The sequence below is a fragment of the Neptuniibacter halophilus genome (assembly GCF_030295765.1).
GTDB lineage: Bacteria > Pseudomonadota > Gammaproteobacteria > Pseudomonadales > Balneatricaceae > Neptuniibacter > Neptuniibacter halophilus.
Map to the genome: position 1 here is coordinate 1,083,080 of NZ_AP027292.1, position 14,818 is coordinate 1,097,897.

Here is a 14,818-nt window from a genome sequence, read left to right on the forward strand (position 1 = left end):
CTCGCGCCGATAGATTTCATCACGCCTGACTACGCTCCCGATATTCCGGATGCAGCAGGCAAGCGATCGCCGGCAACAGCACCAGCGCACCGAGCATATTCCAGACAAACATAAAGGTCAGCAGGATACCCATATCTGCCTGGAACTTAATCGGTGACAGAGTCCAGAGCACCACGCCAATCGCCAGGGTCAGGCCGGTAAAGGCAACTGACTTACCGGTACTCTGCAGGGTTTCCAGATAAGCCACAGACAGGCTATGACCCTGCTGCAGATAGGTCTGCATTTTCGAGTAGATATAGATACCGTAATCCACACCGATCCCTACGCCCAGAGCGATCACGGGCAGCGTCGCCACTTTAACGCCGATGCCGATCTGCGCCATCAGCGCCTGACACAGCACTGAAGTCAGCGCCAGCGGAGCAATAATACAGATCACGGTACGAACAGAACGGAATGTCAGCAAACAAAGCAAACTCACCACACTGTATACCCAGATCAGCATCTCGTACTGTGCGGTTTCAATCACCTCATTGGTCGCCGCTTCAAAACCGGCTTTACCCGCTGCCATATGGAACTGGATATTCTCTGAGCCATATTCATCAGCAAACGCCTGCACCGAAGCCGTAATATCCTTCAGGGTCTGCGCTTTGTGATCGTCGAGGAAAATAATCACGGGCAACAGCGAACAACTGCTGTTCATCAGGCCTGCCGGCACATAAGACAAGGATGCATTAATCACATACTGATTACGGATGATCGAGCGCCATTTCAGATTGCCCTCATTCAGACCCGCCGTCACCCGTTCCGATACATCCACCAGCGAGATACTCGACTGCACTCCCGGCACATCTCGCAGATAAAACTGGAAGCGATCAACTGTCTCCAGCGTTTTATAGTGGCTGCAATGCTCTTCAGGTGTCGTCACCATCACCACGAACACATCACTGGAAGTGGAATAGTTGGCGGTAATAAAGTCGTTATCCAGGTTATAACGCGAATCTGATCGCAACTCGGGGGCACCTTTATCCAGATCACCGATCTGCAGCCCCTGACTGCCATACAACCCCAGCACCAGCAAACCCAGTGCTGCCGTCACCGCCACGGTCGCGCCGAACGGCGTGGCAAAAAAACTGAACAAGTGCCAGTGGGAGTTTTCTTTGGCGATGCTGCGTTTAGCTTTCTCGATCGCCTTATTGCCGACGCCAGCGTAACTCATCAGCAGCGGCAGCAGCATCAGGTTGGTCAGTACAATCACCGCCACCCCGACTGATGCCGCAACAGCCAGATCCTGAATCACCTGAATCTGGATCACCATCAGGGTAATAAAGCCGATACCATCGGAGATCAACGCGGTCAGACCGGGGATATAGATAGTCTTGAAAGCATGTCGCGCGGCTTCAATTTTACAGGCACCGGTGGTTGCAGCCTCCAGTGTAATCGTATTGACGATCTGCACACCGTGACTGACCGCAATGGCGAACACCAGAAACGGCACCAGCATCGAATAGGGATCAAGACCATACCCCAGCAGATTGAGCAGCCCTAACTGCCAGACAACCGCCGCAAAAGAACAGATCAGCGGAATCAGCGTCCCCGTCAGGCTACCGGAATAAAGGTAGAGCAGAACCATGGTCACAACAAAGGCCACAGCGAAGAACAACGCCACCTCAGCCGCACCGTCGATCAGATCACCGACGATCTTGGCAAAGCCGGTCATGTGAATATCGATCGCAGCAGAGCTGTATTTCTCCCGCACCAGCGTTTCCAGTTGCCGGGAGAATTCCTGATAGTTCAGCTTCTCCCCGGTCTCCGGGTGCTTATCGAATAAAGGTACCTGCACCATGGCGGAACGGAAGTCATTACCCACCAGAATACCAACCTGACCTGAGCGCAGAATATTCGTCCGCACCTGCTCCAGACTCTGTTCTGAGCCATCATATTTAGGCGGTATCACCGGGCCACCGACAAAGCCCTCTTCGGTCACCTCGGTCCAGCGAACGTTAGGGGTCCAGATGGACTTCAGCGCTGACCGGTCAACCCCGGGTATAAAAAACAGCTCATCGGTCACCCGCTTCAGGGTATCCTGAAATTCAGCGCTGAAAATATCACCCTCTTTCGCCGCCACAACAACCCGGATACTGTTACCCAGCCCGGCCAGATCATCCTTGTAGCGGATATAGTTTTCCACATAGGGATGCTCCGCAGGAATCATCTTCACAAAACTGGCATCCGGACGAATCTGAGAGGCCTGCCAGGCAAACAGCAGCGTTACCAGCACAAACAGCGACAGAACCAGAGAGCGGTGCCCAAACAGAAAACGCTCCGCCAGTTTTTCGCTACTGTTAATCGGCCACATCAGCGCCGCAGAAAATTTATTCATGCTCAGTCACCCCATCCAGGCGAATCCGCTTAACACCCTCTTCTCCAACAATCAGCAGATAGCCATTGATGGCGGTCACCGCAGAATAGCTACGCAGACCGCGGGCAGAAAAATTTATGAATTCTGAATTCTGTTGCTGCAGCAGTGCACCACCCTGCCCCACAAGATAGGCCCGGCCATCCACAACAACCGCATCATTAATCGTTGCCGTTACCGGTAACTCAACCTTCTCCCATGAATCATCAGGCAAGCGGCGGTAAGCATTGCCACGCAACCCCATCAGGTAGAGTGCATCCGATTCCACAGCACTGAAAAACGACCCCTGATAAGGCGTTTCAACAACACCCCAGGTAGTGCCGGCATCCAGACTGCTCAACACCAGCCCGGCTTCACCCAGCAGAAACAATTCGCCCCGGGCGGTCTCGAAAATACGATTAAGATGCAAGCCATCCGGGTTCGGTAACTGATGGCCTGCCGAATGCCAGCTTTCGCCGCCATCATCCGTTGTCAACATCAGACCATAGGCACCAATCAAGAAGCCCCGTTCAGGGCTAATAAACAGCACATCCAATAATGGAGAACTCGGCCCCTCTTCCAGCGCCACAGCAGCATCTTCCAGCTTGTACTCCAGCATTTCGATGCGTTCCTGATCCGGCTCTTCTTCACCGTTCAGTTGCGCCAGAGTCTGCTCTATCGCATCGACCCGGAGCTGATTGATCTGATTTCCATCCAGACGCTTCTGCCAATGGGCACCGCCATCCACCGTTTTCAGCAGCAGACCATCATGTCCCACCGCCCAACCGGTTTGATTATCAAAAAAGTGCAGACTGGTCAGCAGAGTACTGCCTGGCACTTCGGCCTGCTGCCAATGCTGCCCCTGATCATCTGAGAAAATAACCACCCCGTGCTCACCAGAGGCCACCAGGCGATCACCGGCTTTTTCCACACTCAGTAGTAATAGATTTTCTTGCTGGGCCTGCTGTAGCGCAGGCATATCTAAACGATCAGCAGCCTGTAGCGGATTAAGCAACAGGGCTGTCACCAGCACAAATAAAGAAAGGATTCGTCTACTCATCTGCGACCTGATTATTATTTTTCTAGTCCGTTTAACTCACCCTGAAGCATCCCGGAATGCCCCGGCCAGCACAATAACATTCCTCCCCAAGATAACTGACAATATACGTCACGGAAACTATCTTTTTGATCGGCCCGCCCCAGAGTCAACATATGCTGAAAAAATACCCACCAATGTTGCATTGCACCACCCGGAACAAAAACGTATAAAGCCTGCCAGGACCCTATGGTCTACACTGAAAAACCAGGTGCAGTGACTATGCTCAGGCCTGTTTATTTCAGCGCGCTCTTCGCTCAGAAGATCAGCCCTGAACAGCCGGACATCAGTACTGCAGGGATGACATGTACCGGTGAAACGAGCATCACCGGCCCGATGTAAAATGGATTTACCGGAGTACGAGATGAACGCAGTCCTGACTACCGATAAGGAGCAGGTGTATCCCGATAATGAGCGCCTGATATCCACCACAGACACCCGCGGTATTATCACCTATGCCAACCCGGAATTCTGCCGGATTGCCGGTTACAGCCAGGAAGAGCTGATCGGCAAACAGCACAGCATTGTCCGCCACCCGGATATGCCTCCTGCCGCCTTTAAAGATATGTGGGATCACCTGAAAAACAATCAGCCATGGATGGGGCTGGTGAAGAACCGCTGCAAGAACGGCGATTACTATTGGGTTCAGGCGTATGTTATGCCCCTTTATGACACACAGGGCCATACCACGGGCTACCAGTCTGTCCGTACCCGCCCCAGCCGCGAACAGATTGACCGAGCCGAAACCATCTACCGCCGCATCCGTGAGCGCCCGCCCCGGGCGGTTAAGCCTTCCAGCCTGATACGCCGGGTCATCCTGATCAGCGCCGGCATGGGCTTACTGATGCTTGGCAGCCAGTTTTTGCCTCTGTCTGAGAATCTGCAACTCGCGCTTATGGCGTTAACACTGATCACCGGTCTCGGCCTGATCCATTTCAGCAGCCAGTCTTTCCAGAAAGTCAGTCAGCTCAGCCAGCAGGTGTACAACAACCCTCTGGCCCAGTGGGTTATGACCGAGAGCATGCAGGAGCCCGGCGCTGTCGAGCTGGCCAACCGGATGATGCAGGCACGCCTGCGAACCGTAATAGGCCGGATGGAAGACAGCATCGACACCCTCAGCGAGGTTATGGCCGAAACCAACTCTGCCATAGCACAGACCAACTCAGGGATAGAGCAGCAAAACCAGGAAAGCGACATGCTCGCCAGTGCCGCCACCCAGATGTCGGCAACAGCTCACGAGATCGCCCAGAACACCGCACAAACCTCGGAAGCCACCCAGCATGCCACCGATCTGGCCGAGCAGGGGCGGGTCAATCTGGACACCATGCTGCGCAGCATCGGCGAACTGGTCAAGGATGTACAGGCGGCCTCCCAATCCTCTATCGAACTGAAACAGCAAACCCAGGCGATCGAGCAGATCCTCAGCATCATCAATGACATTGCTGAGCAAACCAATTTGCTGGCCCTGAATGCAGCGATTGAAGCGGCCCGCGCAGGTGAGCAGGGACGTGGATTTTCCGTGGTCGCCGATGAGGTAAGAACCCTCGCCCAGCGAACCCAGAGCTCCACCAGCGAGATCCGCAACACGGTCGATCAGATACACAAGCAAGTTGAGATCACCGCTGCCACCATGCAGCGCTGTTCCGAACAGGCTGAGCAGGGTATCCGTCTGGCTCAGGATGCCAATCAGTCCTTTGAGCAGGTCTCCGCTGCAATGACCGGGGTATCCGACCGCTGCATTCAGGTTGCCAGTGCATCAGAGCAGCAAAGTTCAGTATCCGAAGAGATCAACAACAATGTGCTGAATATCCGCGATATCGCCAGCCGCAATCTGGCCGCCTCAGAGATCACTCATAACGCCAGCGTCAATCTGGAAAAGCTGGTGACAGAGTTGCGCTCCATGCTGAAAACCTTCTCCGGTTGAAAGGCGGTGCTGGCAGCGTTCTGTGCCAGCACCTCTTCCTATTAAAATCAGACAGTTAATACAAAAACTTCTGACGAACAATAACCACAAGCCAAAATCTGGCTGTTTTTTAAACACTTTTTACTCAAGTTCTCCCTGACGCAACCGATACCCAAACGAAACCCGGTCCTCAGTGGCCTCCCTGTCAGGAGAACAACCGTGAATACCGATTGCGTACACTGCTTTGAGCTTGTTAAAACCGGCAACGACCATCCCCGTCTGGATACGGTCAGCGATCTGGGTCACTCGCAGATCTGTAAATGCGGCCACTGTGGCGCCATGCTGATGAGCACCGGCAACACCTGGGAGATGGTGATCAAAGGTTCTGTCACCCGTCATCACAAAAACCGTAAACGCAACGTCGCCTGACACACCCGCCAGGAAAAAGACTTGGCAGCAACCGGCGTAATGCGTAAGTTTATCCGGACCAGTATCCGGACAGACACCTTCAGCTATGCATTCACTTCGAGAACTGATTGAACAGGACAGCAACCACAACTTGCTGGATCTGCTCTCCAGCCTCTGCCAGGGCTCCATTGCAGTTGACGATCAGGGCTGCGTGCTCTGGCTCAGCGAGGCCTACCGCAAACTGATCGACATACCCGAGCACAGCGACCCCGTCGGCCAGCCGGTGGAAAATATACTCCCGACCACGCAACTGCCACGGGTAGTCAAGAGCGGAAAACCCTCGTTTGTCGACCTGATGCAGATTAACAACCGCTGGTGCGTGGTCACCCGGCTGCCAATCAAAAACCCGGAGAATCAGGTGATCGGTGCTATTGGCTTCGTTTTTTATGATGATCTGGACAGCCTTCAGCCCCTGTTTGATAAATTTGCCCGCCTGCGGCGTAAATTTGAAGATGAAAAAATCATCCGCCCCAGCCGTTACGCTCTCGATGACATGATCGGCAATGCGGTTCCCACCCAACTGCTGAGACGTCAGGCATTACGGGCCGCCCAACTGGATACTACCCTGCTGCTACTGGGGGAAACCGGCACCGGGAAAGAACTGCTGGCTCAGGGGATACACCACGCTTCAACCCGACGCAGCGGCCCTTTCGTCGGGATTAACATGGGCGCCCTGCCCGAATCGCTGGCCGAAGCAGAACTGTTCGGCACCGCCCCCGGCGCCTTTACCGGTGCCGACCGTAAAGGACGCACCGGCAAGGTTCAGCTTGCCGATGGCGGTACCCTGTTTCTGGATGAGATTGCCGAAATGCCGCTGGCCATGCAGGCTAAACTGCTACGGGTATTACAGGAGCGTGAGGTAGAAGCTTTAGGCTCCAACCGTCTGGAAAAAGTCGACGTACGGGTGATTGCCGCTACAGCCAAAGATCTGCGTCAGCAGGTGGAACGAGGCGAATTTCGTGAAGATCTCTACTATCGCCTGAATGTCCTGCCGATCAACCTGCCACCGCTGCGCCAGCGGCTGGACGACATCCCCGCTCTGGCGGAGCATATGCTGGCTCAGATCCAGCGTCAGTCCCAACTGCCTGAACTCACCCTGTCCAAGCGTGCTCTGCAATGGCTGCAGAATTACCACTGGCCGGGGAATATCCGTGAACTGCGTAATCGTCTGGAACGTGGCTGTGTGATGGCCGAAGGCGATCTGATAGAAGCACAAGATCTCGGCGCCAGTGACGAACTCCCGGCGGTACCGGCAAACTCTGGCGACCTGAAAAGCAGCCGGCAGCAACTGGAACGTCAGGCCATAGAGCAAGCGATTCAACGCTGCCATGGCAACAAAACAGCGGCAGCAAAGCTACTTGGAATATCCCGTGCCAGCCTCTATCAGCGCCTTAGCCGATCAGAATAGACAATCCGTACACAAAACAAGACACAAATACACTTATGTCTATAAAAATAGACACTAAAACCTAACCACTTTCCGCGCCAAGACCTATAACCCACTGATAAAAAACAACTTTAATTTTCTGGCCCCACACTTGCTCTGTACCTGATCTCCCAAAAATAAAAATAACGGTACGCGTAATGAGTCAGAGTAAAGTGATTACCGCCGATCAGGCGGCCGCCCTGGTTAAATCCAACGACACCCTGGTGACCGGTGGTTTTATCGGCATTGGTTTCGCTGAGACCCTCGCCAAAGCGATCGAAAAACGCTTTCTGGAACAGGGCCAGCCCAATAACCTGAACCTGCTTTATGCTGCCGGTCAGGGCGATGCTCAATGCCGCGGCCTGAACCATTTTGCCCACGAAGGCATGCTGAAGCGTGTGGTTGGCGGGCACTGGGGACTGGCCCCCAGCCTCGGCAAGATGGCGGTGGCCAATCAGATCGAAGCTTACAACCTGCCACAGGGGGTGATCTGCCATATGTTTCGCGACATCGCCGCCGGCAAACCCGGCACCCTCAGTCGGGTAGGCCTGAACACCTTTGTCGATCCTCGCTACGAGGGGGGCAAGATCAACAGCCGTTCCCAGGAAGATCTGGTCCAACTATTGGAACTGGGTAATCAGGAAGCACTGCTCTACAAGCACTTCCCTCTCAATGTTGCTCTGCTTCGCGGCACGACGGCTGATGCCAAAGGCAACATCTCCATGGAACGTGAGGCACTGCCACTGGACGCACTGGCCATAGCTCAGGCCGTGCATAACAGCGGCGGTATCGTTCTGGCACAAGTTGAACGCCTGACCGAACAACACCAACTAACACCGGACCGGATCCGCATTCCCGGCATTCTGGTGGATCATATTGTTGTTGCAGAAAGCGCAGATCACCCGCAAACCTTTGCCGAGCACTATAATCCGGCCTACACCGGCGAAATTCGCCAGCCCCAGCAAAGCAGTGACCAGATGGAGCTCAACGCCCGTAAGATCATTGCCCGCCGGGCATTGATGGAGCTGCGTAAGGGCGCAGTGGTTAATCTGGGCATCGGCATGCCCGAAGCCGTCTCCACCGTTGCCGCAGAAGAGGGCAAGATCAGTGACTTCACTCTGACAGTTGAACCCGGCGGCATTGGCGGACAGCCTGCCAGTGGACTCAGCTTTGGCGCAGTCAGCAATGCAGAGGCGGTCATCGACCAGCCCGCACAGTTTGATTTCTACGACGGCGGCGGACTTGATCAGGCCTTTCTCGGACTGGCAGAAAGCTGCCCGGAAGGCCATGTAAACGTCAGCAAATTCGGCCCGAAGCTGGCCGGGGCCGGCGGATTTATCAACATCACCCAAAACACCCGTGATCTTTACTTCCTCGGTACTTTTACCTCAGGCAAACAGGCACTCGAGATCACCGATCAGGGGCTCAGAATCATCGAAAACGGCCCGCTGAAAAAGTTTAAGAAACAGGTACAGCAGATCACCTTTAATGGCAGCTACGCCATGCAGTGCCAGCAGCGCGTCACCTTCATCACCGAGCGCGCCGTCTTCCGCCTGACAGCCAAAGGCCTGTTGCTGACCGAGATCGCACCGGGGGTAGATCTGCAAAGAGATATTCTGGATCAGATGGAGTTCACACCGCTGATTGATGATGAACTGAAACCGATGGATCCGCGCCTGTTCCGCAAGGAACCGATGCGCCTGAATCAGCCCGGCAGCCGCCCAATGCAGCAGATGCGAGCACTGATGAAAAAGGTACTGCAGGGTAACGAACGTAGCGAAATTGCAGCAGATCCCGAGTCGAGACTGTGTGCAACTACGGCAAGCTAAGGAGAGCTTGCTTCTTTTCCATCCGTGAAAGCGTTAACCACGTCTGACCGCTATAACCCATGTGCGGTGTTATTGTGCAACCGGTCGGACAACGCTTTCAGGGGAACAGGCTGATGCTGACGGCGGCTCGTTACCAGTTTGACTGGCCACCCGCTTAAGCACATCCCCCGGGCTAACCTGAAACCCTCAGTGCCAGCCTGTTCTCCGGATGGCTTTTTTAGTTTTTTCGAACGATATCGCCAAATCCACTCGCAATTCTGCCAATCCCCCCTAATATTTCAGGAAGCGCTCCGCGCCAGCCCAGATCGGGATATCATCCACAGCCGGGCTCCCCCGCTGCGACAAGGGACAGACACGATGAAAACGCTTAGCTTGGTCCGGCATGCTAAATCCAGTTGGAAAGACCCCGAGCTGAAGGATTTTGACCGCCCCCTGAATAAGCGCGGTAAACGCGACCTTCCTGCTCTGTCAGAACGGACTGAGCAGTCAGGGATCCGACCGGATCTGATTCTCAGCAGTGGCGCCAGACGGGCCATTACCACCGCCAGAGCACTCCACAGCCAGCTCAATCTCTCCCCGGAACAACTATTAATCGTTCCCGAGCTCTATGAAGCCTGCGCCGAAACCCTGCTCTATATCCTGCAGCAGCTCCCCAACCGGGTGACTCACGTTATGCTGGTTGGCCATAATCCCGGACTGGAGATACTGGGTCATCTGCTGACACAGCAGGAACAGGAAAAATTTCCCACCGCTGCCCATATGCACATGCACCTGAGCATAACCCGCTGGGAGGAACTGGCCGCCGGTTGCGCCACCCTGACCCTGTTTGATTATCCGAAAAAGCATCTGCAACCGGCTTAATCGTTCACCGCTGTGGTAAAATAAGCCTCCCTCTTCCGGAGTCACTTGCCCGTGGAACTTTACCTGCAATCCTTCAGCTTTACCGCCAACATTGTTGCGCCCATCTTCTTTATCGTTTTCCTTGGCTACCTGCTGAAACGACTGCGCGTTATCGATGAGGCGTTTATCGGCACAGCCTCGCGCCTGGTGTTTATGATCACCCTGCCCGCGCTGGTCTTTATGTCAATCTCACGCACTGATTTTCATGCGGTGTTTAACCCGCAGCAACTGGGATTTGTTCTATTCGGCACCCTGATCTCTTTTGTCGGCCTCTGGGTAATCGCCAAACGCTGGGTCACCCGGCCGGAAGACCTCGGAGTGTTCATACAAGGCGCGTTCCGCAGTAACTATGGCATTATCGGTCTGGCTGTCAGTTACAACCTGTTTTCTGATTCGGGGCTGGCTCAGGCATCACTGCTGCTGGCACTGGTGATACCTCTGTTCAACGTGCTGTCGATTGTCGCCCTGACCATACCCGCGCAACGCAGCGGCTCGGCAAGCCTCGGCAAAACCGTTCTGGAAGTGCTGAAGAACCCGCTGATTATCGCCGTTTGTCTGGCCCTGCCCTTCTCCTACTTTGGATTTCAGCTACCCGACATCGCGCAGAAAACCGGACGCTACTTCGCCAACCTGACCCTGCCTCTGGCACTGCTGGCCATCGGTGGTTCCCTGAATCTGGACAGCCTGCGCAATACCTCGGCTCAGGCTACCTGGGCCACCCTCTGCAAGCTGGTGATTTTGCCATTTCTGTTGACGCTGGCAGCCTGGGTCTACGGTTTCCGCGGTCAGGACCTGACCATGCTGATGGTGCTGTTCGGCTGCCCGACTGCCGCCGCCAGTTTTGTCATGGCAAAAGCGATGGGCGGCAATCCGGAACTGGCAGCGAATATAATTCTGATGACCACATTAGGCTCGGTACTGACACTGAGTGCAGGCATCTATCTGATGCGCGTTTTTGGGGTGATTTAAGCGCAGGCTTCACGCACCTTTTTCAGGTAGGCCTGCAAATTGATCTGATCAGTGGTTTCGAACTGACGCTCTGCCAGTTCGAGCTGCTGAATCCGGTCCAGCCGGAACATCCGGTAATCATCTCGCAGCTCACACCAGCCAATCAGAGTCCAGACAGAACCCCAGAAAACCAGCCCCAGCGGCCATATCTCCCGTGTTGAGAACTGTTTATCCTCGCGCTGATAGTGCAACCACAACACCTGCTGCTGTTTAATCGCCTGCCTGATCTGATCACCGAAGCGCGTGGTGTAATCCCGATGAAAACCCGGTACCAGCAGCCACTCCTGCTCCTGTTCTTCCGGGTAACAGCGCCGGGCCCCCTCCGGCAAAACCGCCCGGACCTTTTCCAGTACCCGGCTCGCCGAACGCCCCAGCGCCTGATCACTGCACCCCTGCACCAGACGTACACCGACCAGCAGCGCCTCAAGCTCCTCCTCATCAAACATCAGCGGCGGCAGGCTGAACTCCGGGCGCAGCCGGTAGCCGACACCCGCCTCTCCCTCGATCGGCATACCCGACAGGGAAAGCGCCTGTATATCCCGATAGATCGTGCGCTCAGATACCTGCAGCCGCTCCGCCAGATCACGGGCAGTCAGCACCGTGCGGCGTCCTCGCAGCAGGGTCAGAATCTGAAACAGGCGCTCCGCTTTTCGCATTAAATATCCTTAAGAGTCACAGCACATCGATCTGATCAGTGGCATCTTCAGCATTTTACAGCTTTCCATATCCGCCAGATTACACAATTGCTGTCCTGCTTCCGAGGCCAGAAATGCCTCGCCGCCGGCCGTAGCACTCTGCTCATCCTGCCAATAGATAATGTCATACCACAACTGATCGCTGTCACGACTGACCGAGCGATAGAGAAAACCCGGCTGCGCTTTAACCAGACGATTAACCGCATCGTGACTGGCAATCAGATCAGCTTCCGTTGTACCCGATTTCGCCCGATACGTAATCAGCTCAAGCACATGAGTCGTAGTCGTTTGGGTTGTCATTATTCAGCTCCTTGCATGGGTGTATTTGAGTTAAGGCTTATGCCGGAACTGATGCTAAAATAGGCCTCCTGACAGCGTACTGTCAGTAGTGAAAACTTTTTTACAGGGTGACTCTCAGTGCTCAGGCTTTTTAAGAATGACCGGCTGGCCAAAGCCTGCAAGGCGATCGAAAACAACGATCTGGATCGACTGCAGAAACTGCTGCCTAAAATTCCGACCTCCGAGATCGACCAGCCCCTGTCGGATCAAACTCCGCCACTGGCAGAACTCTGTATTCTGCAACAATCCCCCAAAGCACTGAAACAGGTACTGGCCCGGGGCGCAGACCCGGATCTGATCTGCAGCAGCCAGCCGGGAATCAGCCGCCCACAACTGGCCATTCAGCAACAACAAAGCCTGTCGCTGCTCAGCGCACTGTTCAGCGCCGGAGCCAGAACAGAGCCGCAGACCCTGATTGCCGACTGTTTTGAATCGGAGAAAGGAGAAGAGCTGATGCTGCACCTGTCGCTGCTGTTACAGCAGGGAGCCAGGGCAGACGAAGGACTGGTGCACCGGGCGCTGGCATCCGGGCAACTGCCCCTGATCCACTTTGTCATCCATTCCGGTGCTGAGATGCCGGAGAATCTGGATCAGCAGAACTACCCGGCCGAGGTGCTGAATTACGCCCGCCGCTGCTGGGATGACATTAAGATCCGCCAGATGTTTCTCTGATCAGGGAACCACCACCGCAGCCTGATCGGCGGGTGTTGCGATCTCAAGTCGGGGAATTTCAATTTTCGGGCAACGATCCATCACCACCTGTAAACCTGCAGCTTGCGCCCGCGCTTTAGCTTCAGGGTTGATCACGCCCAACTGCAGCCAGACAGCTCCCGCACCGATACGGATCGCCTCATCCACCGTGTCACCGGCCGCCTCGCTCTGACGGAAGATATCCACCAGATCAACCGGCTGGCCGATCTCCTCCAGCGTCGCAACGACCGTCTGCCCATAAATCTCCTGCCCCGCCAGCATCGGGTTCACCGGAATCACCTGATAACCACTCTCAAGCAGAAAACCCAGCACCCGGTAACTGGCGCGTTCAGGTCTGTTGCTGGCCCCGACCAGCGCAATCGTCCGGCAACGCTGCAACAGTTCGATGATCATCGACTCGTCAGACATCGGCTTTCTCCCCGACATGCTGGCCCGAACAAACCGGACAGTGCGGATCCTTTCGCAGCTTCATACTGCGCCACTGCATCGCTTTCGCGTCCAGCAGAAGCAGCCGCCCGGCAAGACTGTCACCCACCGACGCCAGCACCTTGAGTGCTTCCAGCGCCTGCACTGAACCGATAATTCCGACCAACGGCGAGAGCACACCCGATTCAGAACAGGTCAGCGCTTCATCCTCACCCTCTTTATACAGGCACTGATAACAGGGGGAGTCCGCCTGCAGCGGATCATACACCGCCACCTGACCTTCCATGCGGATCGCAGCACCGGAAACCAGCGGCTTCTTATGCGCAAAACAGGCACGGTTAATGGCAAACCGGCTGCTGAAATTATCAGTGCAGTCCACCACCAGATCGACGGTTGCGACCAGACGATTCAGCGCATCTTCTTCAAGGCGCTCATTAATACTTTTCACCCGGGTATCCGGGTTGATTCCGGCAATGGTATTCCGTGCGGAGTCTACTTTGGGGGTGCCGATCCGACGAACGTTATGGGCAATCTGGCGCTGCAGGTTGGACAGGTCTACCTCATCATCATCCACCAGAATAAGCTCACCCACACCCGCTGCCGCCAGATACATCGCCACCGGACTGCCTAGCCCGCCAAGCCCGATAATCAGCACACTGGAGTTCAGCCAGGTTTCCTGACCATGAATATCCACATCAGGCAGCATAATCTGACGACTGTAGCGCAATAACTGCTCGTCACTCAGCATCAACGTCTCCTCACCCATCGGTATCTCCCGGCCACTGCCCCAGAGTCACCCGCTCATTTCCACCATAATCGCGCCGGGTCTCCACATGGATATAGCCCAGCTCCATCAACAGGTTACGACAGATCAGCCCCTGATCATAGCCATGTTCAAACAGGAGCCAGCCCGATGCCAGCAGATAGCTCCGCGCCTGCTCACTGATCAGGCGGATATCCGCCATCCCCTGATCCTCAGCGGTCAGTGCAGAAAGCGGCTCGAAACGGACATCCCCCTGCTGCAGATGGGGATCAGCGGGATCAATATAAGGCGGATTGGAAATAATCATCTGATAGCGCCCCTGATGGGGTTCAAACCAGCTACCGTGCAGCAGTTCCACATTCGTCAGCGCATAACGTGCCCGGTTTCGCTCCGCCAACGCCACCGCTTCAGCCTTAAAATCGGATGCCACCAACTGCCAGCCGGGCTTTTCCGTTGCCAGCGCAAGGGCGATGGCACCGGTTCCGGTTCCCAGATCCGCGACACGTGCACGCGGCTCGCGGCAATACTCAAGTGCCAGCTCCACCAGCAGTTCGGTATCCGGGCGCGGAATCAGCGTATCCGGCGACACTTCCAGCTCCAGACTCCAGAACCCCCGGCTGCCGAGAATATGCGCCACAGGCTCACCCGCCTTACGCCGTTGCAGCCAGTTTTGAAGCTGTTCCTGCTGCGCAGGATCCAGCTCGCGTTCCGGCCAGGTAAAAAGGTAACTACGCGGCTTATCCAGCAACTGACAAAGCATCAGTTCCAGATCCAACTGCGGAGATTCACTGCAGGAGCTCAGCTCCTCACTCAGTTTTAATGCCTGTTCAATCTGCATAACTGCCACAAAAAAGGGCCG

The 14,818-nt window shown here is 55.3% G+C and carries 14 protein-coding genes; 7 read left to right on the forward strand and 7 right to left on the reverse strand.

Annotated elements, in window-relative coordinates:
* Nucleotides 1-19: 19 nt before the first annotated feature.
* Both QUD59_RS05045 and QUD59_RS05050 read right to left on the reverse strand, forming a co-directional pair.
* Nucleotides 20-2,380, reverse strand: coding sequence for an efflux RND transporter permease subunit (locus QUD59_RS05045; protein ID WP_286240003.1), 2,361 nt, complete (start codon nt 2,378-2,380; stop codon nt 20-22).
* Nucleotides 2,373-3,455: a YCF48-related protein gene (locus QUD59_RS05050; RefSeq protein ID WP_286240005.1), complete on the reverse strand. Its 1,083-nt coding sequence runs from the start codon at nt 3,453-3,455 to the stop codon at nt 2,373-2,375. Before QUD59_RS05050 ends, QUD59_RS05045 begins: the two co-directional genes overlap by 8 nt.
* Nucleotides 3,456-3,855: 400 nt before the next feature.
* On the opposite strand from QUD59_RS05050, the gene QUD59_RS05055 reads away from it, so the two are divergent.
* From QUD59_RS05055 to QUD59_RS05080, 6 genes are all read left to right on the forward strand, one after another.
* The gene (locus QUD59_RS05055; protein ID WP_286240006.1) at nt 3,856-5,415 is read left to right on the forward strand and encodes a methyl-accepting chemotaxis protein; all 1,560 of its coding nucleotides are present in this window, start codon (nt 3,856-3,858) and stop codon (nt 5,413-5,415) included.
* Nucleotides 5,416-5,613: 198 nt separating this feature from the next.
* Nucleotides 5,614-5,823 carry a hypothetical protein gene (locus tag QUD59_RS05060; protein WP_286240008.1) on the forward strand — a complete coding sequence of 70 codons (210 nt, stop codon included), beginning with the start codon at nt 5,614-5,616 and terminating at the stop codon, nt 5,821-5,823.
* A gap of 85 nt (nt 5,824-5,908) precedes the next feature.
* Nucleotides 5,909-7,270 carry a sigma-54 interaction domain-containing protein gene (locus tag QUD59_RS05065; protein WP_286240009.1) on the forward strand — a complete coding sequence of 454 codons (1,362 nt, stop codon included), beginning with the start codon at nt 5,909-5,911 and terminating at the stop codon, nt 7,268-7,270.
* Between the two features lie 176 nt (nt 7,271-7,446).
* On the forward strand, nt 7,447-9,117 hold the full coding sequence (locus QUD59_RS05070; RefSeq protein ID WP_286240010.1) for an acyl CoA:acetate/3-ketoacid CoA transferase: 1,671 nt from the start codon (nt 7,447-7,449) through the stop codon (nt 9,115-9,117).
* A gap of 357 nt (nt 9,118-9,474) precedes the next feature.
* Entirely contained in the window at nt 9,475-9,978 is a 504-nt protein-coding gene (locus tag QUD59_RS05075) for a SixA phosphatase family protein (RefSeq protein ID WP_286240011.1), read from the forward strand.
* A gap of 51 nt (nt 9,979-10,029) precedes the next feature.
* Complete coding sequence (locus QUD59_RS05080) at nt 10,030-10,986, forward strand: AEC family transporter (protein WP_286240012.1); 957 nt, start codon at nt 10,030-10,032, stop codon at nt 10,984-10,986.
* Here the strand turns inward: QUD59_RS05080 and QUD59_RS05085 are convergent.
* Nucleotides 10,983-11,681: a helix-turn-helix transcriptional regulator gene (locus QUD59_RS05085; RefSeq protein ID WP_286240013.1), complete on the reverse strand. Its 699-nt coding sequence runs from the start codon at nt 11,679-11,681 to the stop codon at nt 10,983-10,985. The genes QUD59_RS05080 and QUD59_RS05085 overlap by 4 nt on opposite strands.
* A 9-nt stretch (nt 11,682-11,690) precedes the next feature.
* The gene (locus tag QUD59_RS05090) at nt 11,691-12,020 is read right to left on the reverse strand and encodes an antibiotic biosynthesis monooxygenase family protein (protein ID WP_286240014.1); all 330 of its coding nucleotides are present in this window, start codon (nt 12,018-12,020) and stop codon (nt 11,691-11,693) included.
* Nucleotides 12,021-12,137: 117 nt separating this feature from the next.
* Between QUD59_RS05090 and QUD59_RS05095 the strand changes: the two genes are divergently transcribed.
* The gene (locus QUD59_RS05095; RefSeq protein WP_286240015.1) at nt 12,138-12,731 is read left to right on the forward strand and encodes a hypothetical protein; all 594 of its coding nucleotides are present in this window, start codon (nt 12,138-12,140) and stop codon (nt 12,729-12,731) included.
* On the opposite strand, the gene QUD59_RS05100 is transcribed toward QUD59_RS05095, so the two are convergent.
* Genes QUD59_RS05100 through prmC form a run of 3 tightly spaced genes read right to left on the reverse strand, consistent with a single transcriptional unit; the run spans nt 12,732 to nt 14,797 of the window.
* Nucleotides 12,732-13,178 (reverse strand): CoA-binding protein, encoded by a 447-nt coding sequence (locus tag QUD59_RS05100; protein WP_350227794.1) that lies wholly within the window; start codon nt 13,176-13,178, stop codon nt 12,732-12,734.
* Complete coding sequence (locus QUD59_RS05105; protein WP_286240993.1) at nt 13,171-13,944, reverse strand: molybdopterin-synthase adenylyltransferase MoeB; 774 nt, start codon at nt 13,942-13,944, stop codon at nt 13,171-13,173. Before QUD59_RS05105 ends, QUD59_RS05100 begins: the two co-directional genes overlap by 8 nt.
* A gap of 10 nt (nt 13,945-13,954) precedes the next feature.
* The gene (gene prmC, locus QUD59_RS05110; protein WP_286240016.1) at nt 13,955-14,797 is read right to left on the reverse strand and encodes a peptide chain release factor N(5)-glutamine methyltransferase; all 843 of its coding nucleotides are present in this window, start codon (nt 14,795-14,797) and stop codon (nt 13,955-13,957) included.
* Nucleotides 14,798-14,818: the final 21 nt, after the last annotated feature.